Source organism: Agromyces mangrovi (assembly GCF_030296695.1).
GTDB lineage: Bacteria > Actinomycetota > Actinomycetes > Actinomycetales > Microbacteriaceae > Agromyces > Agromyces mangrovi.
This window is the reverse complement of sequence record NZ_AP027737.1, coordinates 1,991,850-2,009,110: the sequence shown is the minus strand read 5'-3', so window position 1 is coordinate 2,009,110 and position 17,261 is coordinate 1,991,850. Positions and strand designations below refer to the sequence as shown.

At 73.2% G+C, this 17,261-nt stretch carries 16 protein-coding genes and 4 pseudogenes; 9 read left to right on the top strand and 11 right to left on the bottom strand.

The features are described 5' to 3' along the window. Positions 1-22 precede the first annotated feature (22 nt). The 3 genes from QUE38_RS09545 to QUE38_RS09535 all read right to left on the bottom strand — a co-directional run bounded on the left by QUE38_RS09545 (position 23) and on the right by QUE38_RS09535 (position 3,452). The gene (locus QUE38_RS09545; protein WP_286311754.1) at positions 23-1,714 is read right to left on the bottom strand and encodes a glycoside hydrolase family 13 protein; all 1,692 of its coding nucleotides are present in this window, start codon (positions 1,712-1,714) and stop codon (positions 23-25) included. 187 nt (positions 1,715-1,901) lie between these two features. Continuing rightward, entirely contained in the window at positions 1,902-2,921 is a 1,020-nt protein-coding gene (locus tag QUE38_RS09540) for a LacI family DNA-binding transcriptional regulator (protein ID WP_286307722.1), read from the bottom strand. A gap of 114 nt (positions 2,922-3,035) precedes the next feature. After that, entirely contained in the window at positions 3,036-3,452 is a 417-nt protein-coding gene (locus QUE38_RS09535; protein ID WP_286307720.1) for a hypothetical protein, read from the bottom strand. Positions 3,453-3,587: 135 nt separating this feature from the next. Here QUE38_RS09535 and QUE38_RS09530 point away from each other — a divergent pair, with 135 nt between their 5' ends. After that, entirely contained in the window at positions 3,588-3,908 is a 321-nt protein-coding gene (locus QUE38_RS09530) for a DUF7882 family protein (protein WP_286307718.1), read from the top strand. An 89-nt stretch (positions 3,909-3,997) separates the two neighbouring features. On the opposite strand, the gene QUE38_RS09525 is transcribed toward QUE38_RS09530, so the two are convergent. Together QUE38_RS09525 and QUE38_RS09520 are read right to left on the bottom strand one after the other, a co-directional pair. Next, the gene (locus tag QUE38_RS09525; RefSeq protein ID WP_281882987.1) at positions 3,998-4,162 is read right to left on the bottom strand and encodes a hypothetical protein; all 165 of its coding nucleotides are present in this window, start codon (positions 4,160-4,162) and stop codon (positions 3,998-4,000) included. Between the two features lie 85 nt (positions 4,163-4,247). Further along, positions 4,248-4,892, bottom strand: coding sequence for a ClbS/DfsB family four-helix bundle protein (locus QUE38_RS09520; protein ID WP_286307711.1), 645 nt, complete (start codon positions 4,890-4,892; stop codon positions 4,248-4,250). A gap of 319 nt (positions 4,893-5,211) precedes the next feature. Between QUE38_RS09520 and QUE38_RS09515 the strand changes: the two genes are divergently transcribed. Then, positions 5,212-6,171, top strand: coding sequence for a DNA topoisomerase IB (locus QUE38_RS09515; RefSeq protein WP_286307708.1), 960 nt, complete (start codon positions 5,212-5,214; stop codon positions 6,169-6,171). Positions 6,172-6,344: 173 nt separating this feature from the next. On the opposite strand, the pseudogene xylB reads toward QUE38_RS09515, so the two are convergent. Then, positions 6,345-7,765, bottom strand: a pseudogene (xylB, locus tag QUE38_RS09510) (xylulokinase). 17 nt (positions 7,766-7,782) lie between these two features. Next, on the bottom strand, positions 7,783-8,973 hold the full coding sequence (xylA, locus tag QUE38_RS09505) for a xylose isomerase (RefSeq protein ID WP_286311751.1): 1,191 nt from the start codon (positions 8,971-8,973) through the stop codon (positions 7,783-7,785). Between the two features lie 108 nt (positions 8,974-9,081). Here xylA and QUE38_RS09500 point away from each other — a divergent pair, with 108 nt between their 5' ends. Beyond that, complete coding sequence (locus tag QUE38_RS09500) at positions 9,082-10,296, top strand: ROK family transcriptional regulator (RefSeq protein ID WP_286307707.1); 1,215 nt, start codon at positions 9,082-9,084, stop codon at positions 10,294-10,296. 111 nt (positions 10,297-10,407) lie between these two features. On the opposite strand, the gene QUE38_RS09495 is transcribed toward QUE38_RS09500, so the two are convergent. The 4 genes and pseudogenes from QUE38_RS09495 to QUE38_RS09480 form a co-directional block, all read right to left on the bottom strand. After that, positions 10,408-11,148 carry a hypothetical protein gene (locus QUE38_RS09495; RefSeq protein WP_286307706.1) on the bottom strand — a complete coding sequence of 247 codons (741 nt, stop codon included), beginning with the start codon at positions 11,146-11,148 and terminating at the stop codon, positions 10,408-10,410. Between the two features lie 42 nt (positions 11,149-11,190). After that, a pseudogene (locus QUE38_RS09490) lies at positions 11,191-11,829 on the bottom strand (SDR family NAD(P)-dependent oxidoreductase); the annotation flags it as partial. Positions 11,830-11,917: 88 nt separating this feature from the next. Next, the gene (locus QUE38_RS09485) at positions 11,918-12,214 is read right to left on the bottom strand and encodes an SDR family oxidoreductase (RefSeq protein ID WP_286311747.1); all 297 of its coding nucleotides are present in this window, start codon (positions 12,212-12,214) and stop codon (positions 11,918-11,920) included. Continuing rightward, positions 12,211-12,711, bottom strand: a pseudogene (locus QUE38_RS09480) (SDR family NAD(P)-dependent oxidoreductase); the annotation flags it as partial. The pseudogene QUE38_RS09480 and the gene QUE38_RS09485, both read right to left, overlap by 4 nt. A 63-nt stretch (positions 12,712-12,774) precedes the next feature. Here QUE38_RS09480 and QUE38_RS09475 point away from each other — a divergent pair. The 6 genes and pseudogenes from QUE38_RS09475 to QUE38_RS09450 all read left to right on the top strand — a co-directional run bounded on the left by QUE38_RS09475 (position 12,775) and on the right by QUE38_RS09450 (position 17,249). Continuing rightward, positions 12,775-13,473, top strand: coding sequence for an SDR family oxidoreductase (locus QUE38_RS09475; protein WP_286307704.1), 699 nt, complete (start codon positions 12,775-12,777; stop codon positions 13,471-13,473). 31 nt (positions 13,474-13,504) lie between these two features. Continuing rightward, positions 13,505-14,164 (top strand): FadR/GntR family transcriptional regulator, encoded by a 660-nt coding sequence (locus QUE38_RS09470; protein WP_286307703.1) that lies wholly within the window; start codon positions 13,505-13,507, stop codon positions 14,162-14,164. Then, a pseudogene (locus QUE38_RS09465) lies at positions 14,055-14,729 on the top strand (ABC transporter ATP-binding protein); the annotation flags it as partial. The gene QUE38_RS09470 and the pseudogene QUE38_RS09465, both read left to right, overlap by 110 nt. A 226-nt stretch (positions 14,730-14,955) precedes the next feature. Beyond that, the gene (locus QUE38_RS09460) at positions 14,956-16,257 is read left to right on the top strand and encodes an ABC transporter permease (protein WP_286307702.1); all 1,302 of its coding nucleotides are present in this window, start codon (positions 14,956-14,958) and stop codon (positions 16,255-16,257) included. A 14-nt stretch (positions 16,258-16,271) separates the two neighbouring features. Beyond that, a complete protein-coding gene (locus QUE38_RS09455) occupies positions 16,272-16,904 on the top strand; it encodes a TetR/AcrR family transcriptional regulator (RefSeq protein ID WP_286311745.1) in 633 nt (210 codons plus the stop codon). An 81-nt stretch (positions 16,905-16,985) separates the two neighbouring features. Continuing rightward, complete coding sequence (locus tag QUE38_RS09450; RefSeq protein ID WP_286307700.1) at positions 16,986-17,249, top strand: DUF4190 domain-containing protein; 264 nt, start codon at positions 16,986-16,988, stop codon at positions 17,247-17,249. Positions 17,250-17,261: the final 12 nt, after the last annotated feature.

Below are 17,261 nucleotides of genomic sequence, written 5' to 3'. Positions count from 1 at the left end.
CAGGTGGTGCGGATGGGGTGCGTCACGGCGCATCGGGCCGCGACCTCGACGACTCGGGCCGCACGCGCAGCCAGGCCGTGGAGTCTGGTGGGAGCCGGTCGCCCACGAGCGGGGCGCTGGCCAGGAGGAGCTCGTCGTGCGCCGGCAGGTCGACCGGCGCGTCGGAGAGGTTGGTGACGTTCACGACGTCGCGGCGGGCGAACGCGAGCACGCCGGGGGCGGCGTCGAGCCAGCGCAGGCGACCGTCGCCGAGGGACGGCTCCGCGCGGCGAATGCGCAGCGCCTCCCGGTACAGGTGCAGCATCGAGCCCGGGTCGGCCTCCTGCGCCTCGACCGTGCGGGCGGCCCAGTCGGCGGGCTGCGGCAGCCAGGGGTCGGCGGATGCCCCGTCGGGCGCGAACCCGAAGGGCGACGCGTCGCCCGACCAGGGCATCGGCACGCGGCATCCGTCGCGCCCCGGGTCGACCCCGTCGGAGCGGAAGTGCATCGGGTCCTGCAGCAGCTCGCGGGGCAGCTCGACCTCGGGCAGGCCGAGCTCGTCGCCCTGGTAGATGTACAGGCTCCCGGGGAGGGCTGCGGTCAGGAGCGCTGCGGCGCGGGCGCGGCGGGTGCCGAGCTCGAGGTCGGTGGGCGTACCGAAGCGCTTCTTCGCGAAGGCGAAGGTCGAGTCCTCGCGACCGTAGCGGGTGACCGGGCGGGTGACGTCGTGGTTCGAGAGCACCCACGTGCTCGGGGCGCCGACGGGCGCGTGCGCGTCGAGCATCAGGTCGATGGAGGTGCGGAGCTCCGTGGCATCCCACGCCCGCGACATGAAGTCGAAGTTGAAGGCGGTGTGCATCTCGTCGGGGCGCAGGTAGTCGGCGAACCGCTTGGCGTCGGGCACCCAGACCTCGCCGACGAGCACGCGGGCGCCGTCGTACGAGTCGGCGATGCGGCGCCAGGTGCGGTACACCTCGTGCACCTCGTCGCGGTCCTCCGTGGGGTGCTGGCCGGGCGCGGGGCGCTCGGGCACCTCGGGCAGGGTCGGGTCCTTGATGAGCAGGCCCGCCGAGTCGATGCGCACGCCCGCGACGCCGCGGTCGAACCAGAAGCGCAGGATGTCCTCGTGCTCGCGGCGCACGTCGGGGTGGTTCCAGTTGAGGTCGGGCTGCTCGGGGGTGAACAGGTGCAGGTACCACTCCCCCGGCGTGCCGTCGGGGTTCGTCGTGCGGGTCCAGGTCTCGCCCTGGAAGTTCGAGACCCAGCCGGTGGGCATCTCGGCGCCGCCCTCGCCCTTGCCGGGGTGGAACCAGAAGCGCTCGCGCTCGGGAGCGCCGGGGCCCGCGGCGAGCGCTTCGCGGAACCACGGGTGCTCGCTCGAGACGTGGTTCGGCACGATGTCGACGATGGTGCGGATGCCGAGGCGGAGCGCGTCGGCGATGAGCAGCTCGGCGTCGCGCAGGGAGCCGAAGGCCGGGTGGATGTCGCGGTAGTCGGCCACGTCGTAGCCGCCGTCGGCGAGCGGCGACGGGTACCACGGCGTGAACCAGATCGCGTCGACGCCGAGGGCCGCGAGGTACGGCAGCCGCTCGCGCACCCCGGCGAGGTCGCCCGTGCCGTCGCCGTTCGCGTCGGCGAAGCTGCGCACGTAGACCTGGTAGATGACGGCGCTGCGCCACCAGAGGTCGTCGCCGTGGGGCTGCGGCGCGTCGGGTGCGGTCTCGACTGCGGGCATCGTCACGCTGCTGTGCTCCTCGGTCCGGGCGGGCGGTGCCGGGCCTCGGATTCCGAGTGACGCCGGCGTCGTGGCACCGAACGTACGGATAGCAACAAGGTTGCGCAACTTTGAAACTGCGCGTAAGCAACTTGCGTTGATTTACGTAAATTTCTTGCGCTTCGATGCCCGTGACGGGCGGGATCCGTCAGGCCGGGACGTGCGACGCGGGCGGCGCCGTCGACCGGCGCACCACGAGCTCGGGCGCGAAGAAGAGCTCGTCGGCGATCTCGCGATCGGTCGACATCTGGCGCATCAGCAGCTCGATGATCATGCGCCCCATCGACTCGATCGGCTGGCGCACCGTCGTGAGCGGCGGCTCGGTGCAGTTCATCAGCGCCGAGTCGTCGTAGCCGATCACCGAGACGTCCTCGGGCACGCGCAGGCCCGCACGACGCACCGCGCGCACCGCGCCGAGCGCCATCGGGTCGCTCGCGCAGACGATTCCCGTGACGCCCGCCTGCAGCAGCTTCGTCGCCGCCGTCTGGCCCGACTCGAGCGAGTAGAGCGCGTGCGCCACCCGATCGGGGCCGAGCTCGATGCCGTGCCGACGCGCCATGCGCTCGGCCGCCTGGAGCTTGCGCCGGCTCGGAATGTGGTCGAGCGGCCCGAGCAGGATGCCGATGCGCTCGTGCCCGAGCTGCACCAGGTGGCCGAACGCCTGCTCCATCGACTCGGCGTCGTCGCACGAGACGGTCGCGAAGCCCATGCCGTCGACCGGGGCGTTCACCAGCACCGTCGGCAGTCGCAGCTCGCGCAGCCGCTCGTAGTGGTCGCGGTTCGCCTCGTCCTGCGCATAGGCACCGCCCGCGAAGATCACGCCCGAGACCTGCTGGTGCAGCAGCAGCTCGACGTAGTCGGCCTCGCTGATGCCGCCCGCGGTCTGCGTGCAGAGCACGGGCGTGTAGCCGTTCTGCGCGAGGCCGCCGCTCAGCACCTCGGCGAGCGCCGGGAAGATCGGGTTCTGCAGCTCCGGCATGACGAGGCCCACCAGGCGGGCCCGTTCGCCGCGCAGCTTCGTGGGGCGCTCGTAGCCGAGCACGTCGAGGGCGGTGAGCACGGCCTGCCTCGTGGCATCCGACACCCCCGGCTTGTCGTTCAGCACGCGACTGACCGTCGCCTCGCTGACCCCGACCTTGCGGGCGACATCGGCCAGCCGTCTCGACATGGCGGCCAGTCTATGCGTGTGCGCGTCGCTCGTCTCGCGACTGTGCACCGCCCGGGCATGGAGGTGCGCCGCACGACATGGCCGCGCGGCGCACCGTTCGGGTTGCGGCGCTGCTCAGAGCGAGCAGCCCACGATGATCGGCTCGATCACCGGGATGTACGCGGCCTCGAGGTGCTCGATGCCGCGGCCGTCGGTGACGACCTTCTGGTTCGGGTTCTTGCCGGCGATCACGCCGTCCTGCCCGCGTGCGCCGCCGGCCATGATGGTGACGGTGGCCGGGTAGCCCTGCGAGAGCCACTCCTCCATCGTGCAGTCCACGACGTCCGACGGGAGTCCGAGCTCGAACGCGAGGAAGTCCTCGACGCTCGCCGTGAACCACACCTTCGAGTTGGCGCCCGCCTTGGCGTTGCCCTGTTCCGACCTGCTGTCGTTGATGCAGTCGAAGGCGAATGCAGCCGCCCCCGACCCCAGTACCATCGCGGCTCCGAGGCCGATTCCGACCCCCAGGTTCCGCATCGTCCGGGTCAACATGCTCCTGCTCCGTTTCCGGCGCTCCGTTGCGCCACGAGGCCGAGCATCCTCGCGCGCGAGGCATCCGTCTTCAGTGCTGGCCCTCGTGCGCGAAGCGGTGGTATTCCGGTACCCCCGGGGGATTAGCATTCCTCCATGGGCAAGCTCATCTACGGTGCGACGACTCGCGAGATCACGATCGACGACCGCACCCTGGCGCACCTCAAGGTGGCCATCACCAACAAGCTCCGTCGCTCCGAGAGCTTCACCATGTCGTGGGACCACGGCACCGAGAACGGCGGCGGTCGTTCGACGATCTGGATCCACGAGTCGATCCCGCTGCAGTTCGTCTTCGACGGCTCGCGGCGGCCCGTGCTGAACCGCGTCTGGCTCGAGCAGCTCATGGTCACCGCGAACAGCACCAACGGCCTGCAGCTCGTGCCCGAGCCCGCCGAGGACGAGCCCTTCGGGGAGTAGTCCGAACGTCGTGCGGACACGACGAAGGGCGGCCTTCCCCAGTGGGCCGCCCCTCGCTCGCCCGCGTTGCGGGCGCCGTGCTGGTGTCGTCAGACGGTGTTGCGTCCCCCCAGGGACCTGACGAGCCAGACGATCAGTGCGATCACCGCGAGCACGATGCCGACCCACAGCAGGAACTGCAGCGACTCGACCAGTCCGCCCGTGAGCAGGAGGACGATCGCGATGATCCCGACGATGATGAGGAGAATGTTCATGCTCGTCACGGTAGGCGCGGCGGCCGGGCGCGGTAAGGGGATTGACCCCCGTTCGGGGGAGGTGTAGGCGCGCGCTCGCGCGGACTCAGGCCTCGGTGACGGATGCCCCGGGCTCGACGGGCTCGGGTTCGGCCGCGTCGGCGGGCAGGCCGTCGGGCGCGTCGGCGGCGGGCTCGCCCTCCTGGCCCACGAACGGTCCGGCATCGGTGTCGCCGACGAGGGTGCCGGCCGAGCCGTCGTAGCGCGAGCGCAGCTCCTCCCGCGCCCAGGCGTAGTGGCCGCCGAGGCACTCGTGGGCGGTGCCGATGAGCGGATGCCCCTGCAGCCACGGGTACCGCGCGGGGTCGGCGAGCACCTCGTCGTCGAGGCCCGCGAGCGCCGACTCGGCGGCCGCGTGGCTGGCGTGCAGCGCCTCGATCGCGGCGTCGAGGTCGTCGAGCCGGAACCGTTCGCGCAGCTCGACGTTCAGCTCGTCGAGCTCGGCCCAGGTGTACCCGTCGGCGGGGAAGGCGGGCGTGCGCCCCGAGGCATCCGTCTCGAGCCAGCCCACGAACAGCGCGTGCCAGGCGCGCAGGTGCGCCAGCACGTCGGTGACCGTGCGGTCACGGCCCTCGCCGGGGAGGGGGTGGCGCCGCTGGTACGCGCTCATCGTGTCGATGTGGTGCAGCAGCTCCCAGAGGCGCAGTTCGGACTGGGCGAGGAGGTCGTCCCGCGTGGTCGGCTGCGTCATGCGCTCATCGTAGGGGCACGCGGTGTCGCCGCGGGAGCCGATGCGGAACGCAATCCGCGCGAATCCCGACCCCTCGCCGAGTCGTCATGAACTGTCGCTATCCGCAGGGTGAAAGCGACACTTCATGACGACTCGGGAGTGCTCAGGGGTGTGCGGCGGGGCTGTCAAGCCCCTCGGTCGGGTGGGGCGTCGCGCGTAGCGTGGTCGCCGCGGCGCACGTGGGGTGCGGCCGCGCGTGGGGAGGAGGCATCCGATGCCGGACACACCGCAGCTGAAGAACGAGGAGCTCATCGAGATGCTCCGCGACCACTGACCGCGCATGGTGCGGCTGCGGCGGGTGACGCCGTACTCGGGCGGGTACCACCGCACGCCCGCCGGGCGCATCGTTCGCGCGGATCGCGCCGCCATGGACGCCGACGAGCGTGAGCGCGTGCGAGCCCTCGCCGTGCCGCCCGCGTGGAGCGACGTCTGGATCGCCGACCGGCCGAACGCGCACATCCTCGCCGTCGGCGTCGACGACGCCGGCCGGCGGCAGTACCTGTACCACCCCGACTGGCGAGCCGCGAAGGATCGGGAGAAGTTCGCGCGCATGCGCGAGCTCGCCGCCGCGCTCCCCGCCGCCCGCGGGGGCGTGACGCGCGACCTGCGGCTCGACGGGCTGCCGCGCGAGCGCGTGCTCGCCGCCGTGTTCCGCCTGCTCGACCTGGGCGCGCTGCGCGTCGGGTCGGAGGAGTACCTGGAGGCCAACGGATCGCGCGGCGCGACGACCCTGCAGGTGCGGCACGCCACGGTTTCGGACTCGTCGGTCGGCCTGTCGTACCGGGCGAAGGGCGGCCAGCGCGCTCGCATGGAGGTCGTCGACGCCGAGCTCGCGGCGTGCGTCGGCTCCCTCGTCGACGCTCCGCGCACGGCTCGGCTGTTCGCGTGGCGCGACGAGGCCGGGCGCCACATGGTCTCGGCCGTGGACGTGAACCGGTACATCCGGTCGCGCACCGGCACGGATGCCACGGCGAAAGATTTCCGCACGCTACGCGGCACGGTGGCGGCCGCGCAGGCGCTCGCCGCTGCATCCGCCCCCGGCACGCCCGACAGCGCTCGCGCCAGGCAGCGGGCCCGGCGCGCGGCGCTCGAGGCGGCATCCGTCGTGCTCGGCAACACCCCCGCCATCGCCAAGGCGAGCTACGTCGACCCCGAGATCTTCGATCGCTTCGACGCCGGGGCGGTACTGGAGCCGAACGGAAGCCCCGACGCCGCGCTGCTGCGCCTGCTCGACGGGTGAGGCTGCGCCGCGCCGGCCAGGCTCACCGGCCCGCAGTCCCGCCCGGCACCCCACCCCCGCTCCCCCAGCACCTTTCGCCGAGTCGTCATGAAGTGTCGCTATCCGCAGGCGGAAAGCGACACTTCATGACGACTCGGGAGGGGGGACGGGCGGTCGGAGGACCGAGCCCGGGGTCAGGGGCGGACGAGGGTGGCGGCGCCGGCGGCGACCTCGCGGTAACGGGTGCGGACGGCGGGGACCCCGGCCGCGGCGGCGGATGCCGCGACCGGGGTGGTCCAGTCGGGGCGCTCGCCCGTGAGCGCCCACGCGGCCTGCGCGGCGGCGCCGAGGGCGACGTACTCCCCGGTTCGGGCACGTCGATCGGCACGCCGAACACCGTGGCGGCGACCTCGCGCACGGCGGGGTTCGCGGCCGCGCCGCCGATGAGCAGCACGCGCCGGGCCTCGACGCCCGCGGCGAGGATCGCGTCGAGCCCCTCGGCGAGGCCGCACAGCATGCCCTCGACGGCGGCCCGCGCGAGGTGCTCGCGCGTCGTCGACGCGATCGAGAGGCCGTGCACGCTGGCCCGCGCGGTCGGCAGGTCGGGCGTACGCTCGCCCTCGAACCAGGGCACGAGCACGACCCCGTCGGCGCCGGCGGGCGCGGCGAGCGCGAGTCGGCCGAGCTCGTCGTGGTCGACGCCGAGCAGGGTGGCGGTCGAGTCGAGCACGCGGGCGGCGTTGAGCGTCGCGATGAGCGGCAGGAACGCGCCGCCCGCGTCGGCGAAGCCGGCGATGGTGCCCGAGGGGTCGGCGATCGGATGCGACGTGACGGCGAACACCGTGCCGCTGGTGCCGAGCGAGACGACCGCGTCGCCGGGTCGCGCGCCCAGGCCGAGCGCTGCGCCGGCGTTGTCACCGCAGCCCGGGCCGACGAGCACGCCGGTCGGTGTCGCGCCCGCGGCATCCGCCGGCCCCAGCACCCGGGGCAGGATCGCATCGTGGCCGAGCGCGCGCACGAGCAGGTCGCGGTCGTACTCGCCGGTGGCGGGCGACCAGTAGCCGGTGCCCGAGGCGTCGGAGCGGTCGGTGGCGAGCGCCCCCAGGTCGGGGCCGCGCTCCGAGTCGCCCTCGGGCCCGTAGCCGAGCAGGCGCCAGGTGAGCCAGTCGTGCGGCAGCGCGACTGCGGCGACCCGGGCCGCGGCGTCGGGCTCGGCGTCGCGCAGCCAGCGCAGCTTGGTCGCGGTGAACGAGGCCACCGGCACGAGACCGGTGCGGCGCGCGTACTCGTCCGCACCGACCTCGGCGATCAGGTCGGCCGCGGCCTGCGCCGAGCGCGTGTCGTTCCAGAGCAGGGCGGGGCGGATGACCCGGCCGGCGTCGTCGAGCACGACCATGCCGTGCTGCTGGCCGCCCACCGAGATCGCCGCGACGTCGTCGAGGCCGCCCGCGTCGGCGATCGCCGCCTGCAGCGCCTCCCACCACGCGGCGGGGTCGACCTCGGTGCCGTCGGGATGCGTCGCGCGGCCGGTGCGGACGACCCGACCCGTCGAGGCATCCGTCACCACCACCTTGCAGCTCTGGGTCGACGAGTCGACCCCCGCGACCAGCGTCATCGTGCGCCCCTGCCCGGTCAGCGCGCGCCGAGCAGGTGCTCGGTCGCGAGCTGCTGGAGGCGCACGAAGCCGAAGCCCCTGCCGCCGAGGTAGGCGTTCGCGTCGAAGTCCTCGAACGCCGAGCGGTCGGCGAGCAGGTCGTCGTAGGACTCGCCCTCGCCGAGGGTGGGCTGCGACAGCTCGGGCACGCGCGCGGCGGCGAGCGCCTCCTGCACCTCGGGGTCGGCGCGGAAGGCGGCGGCGCGCTCCTTCAGCAGCAGGTAGGTGCGCATGTTCGCCGCCGCGGAGTCCCAGACGCCGGTCTCGTCCTCGGTGCGGCTCGGCTTGTAGTCGAAGTGGCGCGGTCCGTCGTACGCGGGCACGCCGCCGGGGCCGCCGTTCTCGAGCAGGTCGACGAGCGAGAAGGCGTTGTGCAGGTCACCGTGGCCGAACACGAGGTCCTGGTCGTACTTGATGCCGCGCTGGCCGTTCAGGTCGATGTGGAAGAGCTTGCCGTGGTACAGCGCCTGCGCGATGCCGGCGGTGAAGTTGAGGCCCGCCATCTGCTCGTGCCCGACCTCGGGGTTGAGGCCGACGAGCTCGGGGCGCTCGAGCGAGTCGATGAAGGCGATGGCGTGGCCGAGGGTCGGCAGCAGGATGTCGCCGCGCGGCTCGTTCGGCTTCGGCTCGATCGCGAAGCGGATGTCGTAGCCCTTGTCTGTCACGTAGTCGCCGAGCAGGTTCACGGCCTCGCGGTAGCGCTCGAGGGCGGCGCGGATGTCCTTGGCCGAGTCGTACTCGGCACCCTCGCGACCGCCCCACATGACGAAGGTCTTCGCACCGAGCTCGGCGGCGAGGTCGAGGTTGCGCAGCACCTTGCGGAGCGCGAAGCGGCGCACCTGGCGGTCGTTCGAGGTGAACCCGCCGTCCTTGAACACGGGCGCGCTGAAGAGGTTCGTGGTCACCATCGGCACGACGATGCCGGTGTCGGCGAGCGCGCCCTTCAGGCGGTCGATCTGCGTCTGGCGCTCGGCGTCGGTCGAGCCGAACGCGAACAGGTCGTCGTCGTGGAAGGTGAGGCCGTAGGCGCCGAGCTCGGAGAGCCGCTCGACGGCGTGCACGACATCGAGCGGATGCCGCGTGGGGCCGCCGAACGGATCGGTGCCGTTGTAGCCGATCGTCCAGAGGCCGAAGGAGAACTTGTCGTCGCGAGTGGGCGCGAGGGCCATGGTGGTGCCGCCTTCCAGCGTCATCGTCGAGTTTGTTGGCATGCACAACATAACCGGCTAGGCTCGGCTTCGCAAGGGGCTGCGCTCGGCGGCGGCCAGAATGGCGGGATGACGGAGGCGAGGCAGGTGGCGGGTACGGTGCGCGGGAACAGCCTCGAGTCGGTGCGACGGCACAACCTCGCCACCGTGCTGCGCCTCGTGCACCACGGCGGAGCGGTCTCGCGTGCGGAGCTCACCCGGGCGACCGGCCTGAACCGGTCGACGATCGGCGCGCTCGTGACCGAACTCGTCGAACTCGGGCTCGTCGACGAACGCGAACCCTCCCCGACCGCGCGGGCCGGCCGCCCGTCTCCCACCGTCGTGCCGCGTGACGACGTCGCGGCGGTCGCCGTGAACCCCGAGATCGACGCGGTCGAGCTCGCCCTGGTCGGCCTCGGCGGTGCGGTGTTCGCTCGCGCGAGGCATCCGATCGCCCTGCCCACGCCCGACGACGTGGTGGCCGTCGTGCGGCTGCAGCTCGACGACTGGGGGCGCGCGTTCGCCGGCACGCGGGTCACCGCCGTCGGCGCCGCGGTGCCCGGGCTCGTGCGCGCCGACGACGGGCTCGTGCGCCACGCGCCGCACCTCGGGTGGCGGGATGCGCCGCTCGCCGCGATGCTCCAGGCGTCCACCGGGCTGTCGGCGTCGGCCGCGAACGACGCCCGGCTCGGCGCGCTGGCCGAGCGCGTGTTCGGCGCCGGGCGCGGAGTCGACGACCTGGTCTACGTGAACGGCGGTGCGAGCGGCATCGGCGCGGGCGTGATCGCGGGCGGGCGGCCGCTCGGCGGCGCGGGCGGCTACGCGGGCGAGCTCGGGCACATGCGGGTCGGCGACGCTCCGGCGCGCGACTCGGCCGGGCTCGCCGGCACGCTGGAGGCGCTTGTGCGCCGAGATGCGTTGCTCGTGCACCTGGGGGCGGATGCCTCCGAGGCCGACGAGTCGCGGCACACCCCGCTCGCGCGACTCGAGGCGGCGGTCGCGACGGGGCCCTCCGCGGGGCTTGCGGGCGAGCTCGAGGCGCAGGCCGACGTGCTCGGCACCGCGCTCGGCAACGCGGTCAACCTGTTCGACCCGAGCCTCGTGCTGCTCGGCGGATTCCTCGGCGTGCTGCTCGACGGCGCCGGCCCCGTGCTGCGCGCGTCGATGCGGCGCGCCGGGCTCGAGGCATCCGTCGACGCCGTTCGCCTCGACCGGCCCGCGCTGGGCTCCGACATCCTCGCGATCGGCGCCGCCGAGATCGCGTTCGAGGGAGTGCTGGGCGACCCGGCCGGGGCGCTCGCGTAGGCGGCGCCGACGTGCGCCGATCGCAGCGGCCCGTCGAGATCACAGGGGCACGCGCTGCAGCACGGGCCGGTGTGATTTCGGCGGGCCGGTGCGGGGAAAGGTCTGGGCGGGTCAGGGGCGCAGGCGGGCTCGGGCGCGGCGGCGTGCGTCGGCGCGGCGCGCCTCGCCGGCGAACGAGCGGGGCAGGATGCTCCGAGGCCAGCGCGTGAGCATCACCAGCAGGAGCCCGAGCAGCGCGCCGATTCCTGCGGCGACCATGTCGGCGACGGTGTCGGCGAGGCCGAGCTGCGACTGCGTGCCGAACAGCAAGTCCGTCAGGAACTCGCCGATCTCCCAGGTCGCCGCGAACGCGAGCGGCGTCACGATCGCCGCGGCGGAGACGACCCAGCGGGGCGCGGCGGCGCGCATCTGCGACTCGGCCCGGGCGACGGCGAACAGTCCGAGCCAGACCAGCAGCACGCCGGAGTCGAGGTGGGTGAGCTTGTCCCAGCCGGGGACCAGGCCGTAGACGAGCAGCGCACTGCCGAGCACCGGCGCTGCCGACAGGAAGACGCCGTAGTGCACCTGCACCGCGGTGGGCAGCGGGAAGTCGGCGAAGGCGGCGAGCGCCGCCGGCACCCAGAGCACGGGGATCATCAGGGCGATGAGCCCGAGGTGCACGGGCGCGCCCGCCCAGTACGCGGTCAGCCCGCAGGCGAGCCAGGCCAGCTGGAACCACGCCGCGAGACGGAGGTACGGTGCCGCGATCGCGAGCCGACGGGGAGCCGCCCGCGCCGACGACATCGCGCCGGCCGGCGGGGCCGCCTCGGCCGCCGCCTCACCCGCCGGATCGAACTCCCCTCGGGGATCCATGGCTCCGAGGGTATCGCGCCGCCGTCGCGCGTCGCGGGCGCCCTACTGCACGCCGAGCGCCCGATGCCCGACGGCGAGCGAGACGCCCGAGATCGCGGCGGCCTGCTCCGAGGCGAGGAACACGACGGCCGCGGCGACCTGCTGCGGCGTCGACTCGCCGGCACGAGCGAGGCGCACCTCGGTCGAGGGCGTGTTGGTGATGAGTCCCGGGTCGACGACGTTGACGGTGACCCCGGTGCCGACCAGCTCGTCGGCGATCGTCTTCGACGCGACCGACACGACCGCGTTGCGCGCGCTCGAGGTGACCGATGCGGTGAACTGCGCGTTCTGGCCACTCACCTGCACGATGCGGCCCCAGCCGGCGGCGCGCATCTGCGCCAGCGCGGCATCCGTGGTTCTGAGGTACCCCATGGCCTTGCCGTCGATGGCGTCGAGCACCTGGGCGGCGTCGTGGTCGCGCGCCGGGTCGAGGGTGCCGGCCGGCGGTGCGGCGGTGTTCACGAGCACGTCGAGGCGCCCGTGCTCGCGCACGACCCAGGCGATGGCGGCGGCGACGGATGCCTCGTCGCGGGTGTCCATGGTGACGGCGGTGATGCGGTCCGTGCCGGCGTCGAGGTCGGCGACCGCGCCCTCGAGGCGGTCCTCGTCGCGCCCGGCGAGCACGACGACCGCGCCCTCGTCGCGCAGGGCCGCGGCGACCGCGCGCCCCACGAAGCCGCTGCCGCCCGAGATGAGCGCGACGCGCCCCGTGAGTCCGAGATCCATGCGGTCAGTCCTTCCGTCGTGCGGGCGGGGCGGTCGTGTCCCCCGCTGCCGCATCGTACGCGCGACCGGGCGACTGCGTGGCGAACTTGCCGCCGCTCGTGTCGACGAGGGTGCCCGTGATGTACGCCGCCTCGTCGCTGGCGAGGAACACGAGCAGGCGCGCGATGTCGTCGGGCTCGCCCCAGCGGCGGATCGAGAGCTGGTCGAGCGTGCGCTCGCGCGCCTCCCCTCGAGGGCGGCGAAGCCGTTCATCGCGGTCGGGATCATGCCGGGCGCGTAGGCGTTCACGGTCACGTTCCACGGCCCGAGCTCGCTCGCGAGCACGCGCGTGAATTGCACCACCGCGGCCTTCGAGGCGGCGTACGCGGCGCTGCCGACGCTCGGGATGATCGCGGCGAAGGAGGCGGCGTTCAGGATGCGGCCGCCGCCCTGCGCGCGCATGATCGGCGCGACCTCGCGGCACATGCGGAAGGTGCCGCCGGCGTTCACGTCGAGGCAGCGCTGCCAGGCGTCGTCGTCGAGCTCCTCGACGCGGCCCTCGACGTTGATGCCGGCGTTGTTCACGAGCACGTCGATGCGGCCGTGCCGGCGGACGACCTCGGCGACGGCCGCCCGCACCTGCGCGGTGTCGGTGATGTCGGCGGCGAGCGAGGCGAACGGGGCGTCGCCGGGCACCTCGGCGAGGTCGATCACCACGACCTGCGCGCCCTCGGCTGCGAAGGTCTCCGCGATCACGCGGCCGATGCCGCGCCCGCCGCCGGTCACGACGACGACGCGGTCGGTCAGGTCCAGATGCATGCGGTTCCTCCTCGAACGGCTGCGGGGCGGGACGCCCGGCGCGAAAAAGCATACTATTGGCGCATGAACACGGCGAAGGTGCTCTGGGTCACGGGCGGGGGCAGCGGCATGGGCCGCGCCACGGCGGAACGCGCGGCGGCGAGCGGGTGGTCGGTCGCGGTCGGCGGCCGGAGAACCGCCCAGCTCGAGGAGGTCGCGGCGGCGATCGAATCCGCGGGTGGAACAGCGCTCGTCGTGCGACTCGACGTGACGGATGCCTCCGGCGTCGCCGCCGCGCGCGACGCGGTGCTCGACCGGTTCGGCCGCCTCGACGCGCTCGTGCTCTCGGCCGGGCTGAACATGCGTCGACGCGCCTGGGCCGACCAGTCGCTGGCGGAGTTCGAGGCGGTCGTGGCGACGAACCTCACCGGCGTGGCATCCGTCATCGATGCCGCCCTGCCGTCATTGCGCGCGAGCCGTGGGCGCATCGTGTGCATCTCGTCGATCGCCGGCTGGCAGCACGCCCCCGCCGCGGGCGTCGCGTACAGCGCCAGCAAGACCGCCGTCGGCTCGCTCTGCCGCTCGCTGAACTCGGAGGAGGCCGACCGCGGCGTGCAGGCCTGCCACCTCTGCCCGGGCGACGTGGCCACCGACTTCCTCGACCAGCGCCCGGTCGTGCCCGACGCCGACGCCCGCACCCGCATGCTCGCGCCCGACGACATCGCCCGCGCGGCGATGTTCGTGCTCGACTCCCCGCGCACGTGCGCATCGACGAACTCGTGATCAGCCCGAACGCGGCGGCGGCCGGCGCGCGATGAGCGCGTTCGAGCGGGTGCTCGACGACACCGGCCGCCGCATCGTCGACGGGCGGATGCCCGCGGGCAGCGTGCTCACCGTGGACGCACTCGTCGCCCGGCACGGCGTCTCGCGCAGCATCGTGCGCGAGGCCGTACGGGTGCTGGTGTCGCTCGATCTGGTGGAGGCGCGGCAGCGCGTCGGGCTGCGCGTGCTGCCCGAGGAGGCGTGGAACGTACTGCACCCGCGCGTGATCCACTGGCGACTCGCCGGCGACGGGGCCGCACGCGCCACGCAGCTCGCGGAGCTCGTCGCGCTGCGGCTCGCGGTGGAGCCGGCGGCGGCCGAGGCGGCGGCGCTACACGCGGCCGACCCCGAGGCATCCGCTCTGCTCGAACTGGCCGAGCGGCTCGCCCGCGCCGACGGACCGGCCTTCCTCGACGCCGACCAGGCGTTCCACCGCGAGCTGCTGCGCCTGTCGGGCAACCGCATGCTGCAGCGCCTCGGGGCGGTGATCGACGAGGCGCTCGAGGACCGCGCGCGGCACGTCGACCGGCCCGACCCGCACGATGTCGCACTGCACGCGACAGCGGCACGGGCGATCGCCGACGGGCGTGGTGCCAACGCGGCCGCGGCACTGCGGGAGATCGTCGAGCGGACGGACCCGCCGATCGCCTGAGGGCCGGGCTCCGAGGCTCTTCCCAGCTTCACCAGTCACTGTTGCAGTCACTGCACTTCAGATTGCACATGATGAAGGGAAACCTGTGACCCCCACACCCGCCGCCGGCGCCCCGCCGGTGCTCAGCGCCGACGCGCTGACGAAGTCCTACGGCACCGGCCAGGCCCGGTTCGACGCACTGAAGGGCGTGAGCCTCGAGGTGCGCCGCGGCGAATCGCTCGCCATCGTCGGCAAGTCCGGCTCGGGCAAGTCGACGCTCATGCACCTGCTCGCGCTGCTCGACCGACCGACCTCCGGCATCGTCGAGGTCGACGGGGAGGATGCCGCGACCGCGACCACCAAGCGGGTCAACGCGCTGCGCAACGAGCGCTTCGGATTCGTGTTCCAGCAGTTCTTCCTGACCGCGCAGCAGACCGTGCTCGAGAACGTCACCCTGCCGCTGCTCGTCGCCGGCCTGCCGCCGCGCGAGCGCACCCGCCGCGGCCTGGCGGTGCTCGAGTCGCTCGGGCTCGCCGACAAGGCGAAGAACAAGGCCACCGACCTCTCGGGCGGCCAGAAGCAGCGCGTCGTCATCGCGCGCGCCCTCGTCAACGACCCCGATGTGATCTTCGCCGACGAGCCCACCGGCAACCTCGACACCGCGACCGGCGCCCAGGTCGAGGACATCCTCTTCGGCCTGCAGCGCGAGCGCGGCATCACCCTCGTCGTCGTCACCCACGACGACGACCTGGCCGCCCGCTGCGATCGGCGCATCACCATCGCCGACGGCCTGATCGTCGAGGGGGCGAGCGATGAGGACCGCGGATGTCATCACCAGCGCCACGCGCAACGCGTTCCGCAGCAAGCTGCGGACCACCCTGACCGTGCTGAGCCTCTTCGTCGGCGCATTCACCCTGACCCTCACGACCGCCCTCGGCGCGGGCGTGAACGACTACGTCGAGAAGCAGGTCGCGACGATCAGCACCGGCGACGTCGTGCTCGTCACCCCCGCCGCGTCGACCGACACGACCGAGGGCCCGAACGCCTACGACCCCGACGGGCGCCAGCAGTCGGCGCAGGCGAACCCGCTGGGTGCGGGCACGCTGCTGAACGACGACGACCTCGACGCGATCGCCGAGATGGACGGCGTCGAGCGGGTCGAACCCGTGCGGCAGGTGAGCGTCGACTGGGTCGCGCCCGCGGGCGGATCGGACGACGACCGGTACGAACTCGACGTGAACCCGACGTCGTCGATCGGCCGCAGCGACCTCGCTGCGGGCGTGCAGCTCGACCAGTCGTCCGCCGACGCGCAGGTGGTGCTCCCCGAGGAGTACGTCGAGGCGCTCGGCTACGGCGACGCCGAGGGCGCGATCGGCGAGACCGTCGAGCTCGGGTACACGGATGCCTCGCGCCAGGCGCAGGTCGTCGAGGCCGAGGTCGTCGGCGTCGCCAACGCGAGCCTCTTCGCCGCCGGCGCCGGCGCGAACCAGGCGCTCACCGACACGATCGCCGACGCGCAGGCGATTCCCGGCCAGCCGGATGCCTACGTGATCGCGGTCGCGACCATCGCGGGCACCGGCGACGAGGGGGCCGTCACCGCAACCGACATCGACGACGTCAAGGCGCAGCTCGCGGACGCCGACCTCGCCGGCCAGACGGTCGAGGACCAGCTCGGCGTCGTGCAGACCGTGATCAACGGCATCATCGGGGTGCTCAGCGCGTTCAGCGTGATCGCGCTGGTCGCGGCATCCTTCGGCATCGTGAACACCCTGCTGATGAGCGTGCAGGAGCGCACCCGCGAGATCGGCCTCATGAAGGCCATGGGCATGTCGAACGGCAAGGTGTTCTCGCTGTTCAGCCTCGAGGCGGTCGTGATCGGCTTCCTCGGCTCGGCCATCGGCGCCGTCGCGGCGATCGGACTCGGCACGGCCATCTCGTCGGCCCTCTCGGGCAGCCTCCTCGCCGACCTCCCGGGCCTCACGATCCTGCTGTTCCAGCCGGCGAACGTGATCGCGGTGATCGTCGTGATCATGCTGGTCGCGTTCCTCTCGGGGGTGCTCCCGGCCCGCCGTGCCGCCCGCCAGGATCCGATCGAGTCGCTACGGTACGAGTAGACGAGGAGGGGACCATGTCGACCGTGCCCGGTCCGCGCCGACGCGCGAGCGAGGAGACGACGGCCGCGATCGAGCGCGCCGCGATCGACCTCGTGACCGAGCACGGCTACGACCGGGTCACGGTCGACATGATCTGCGAGGCGGCCGGCATCAGCCAGCGCACGTTCTTCAACCACTTCAAGACGAAGGATGCGGCCCTGCTGGGCAGTGACGCACCGATGATCGACGAGCGCGCGGCACGCGAGTTCATCGTCTCCGACGGGCCGCTGCTCGCCGAGGCGACCCGGCTCGTGCGCTTCGGCCCCGACCAGCTGCCGGCGGACCCCGCGCTCATCATCCGGCGCCTGACCGCGATCTCGCAGCATCCGATGCTCATCGCCCGGCAGATGGAACGCCTGACCCAGGTCGAGGACGAGCTCCGCCAGATCCTCGAGCTGCGCCTCCGCCAGGACGCGATCCGCGAGGGCGCCGGCGAGGACGAGCTCGCGGCGGTGCCCGAGCAGGCGGAGCTCGTGACCCACCTGCTCGCGGGACTCATGCGCTACGTCGGCCTCCGCTGGGCGCGCGCCGCCGAGCGGGGCGAGCCCGTCGCGGACCCGTCGTCGCTCGCCGACGAGCTCGCGGCGGTCATCCGCAAGCTCGGCTGAGCACGCTCGCCGGGCTCGGCGCTGGATGGCGCGCCGCGCAAGCCCCTGTCGCCGCGGCGCGCGGCCCCGTACCGTGAGCACATGACCACTCCATCTCCGACCCCCGCTCCGGCCAACGAGAGCTGGAACGTCTGGGCGATCGTCGCGTTCGTGACAGTCTGGTTCACGGGCATCCTCGGCCTCGTGTTCGGCTACGTGGGCCTCTCGCAGATCAAGCGCACCGGCGAGCGCGGCCGCGGCCTCGCGCTGGCCGCCGTCATCCTCGGCTGGATCGGCGTCGCGATCGGCCTGCTGATCCTCGTGATCGTGCTCGTCAGCGGCGGCCTCATCATCGCGAACTCCTGACGCTGCCCGCGG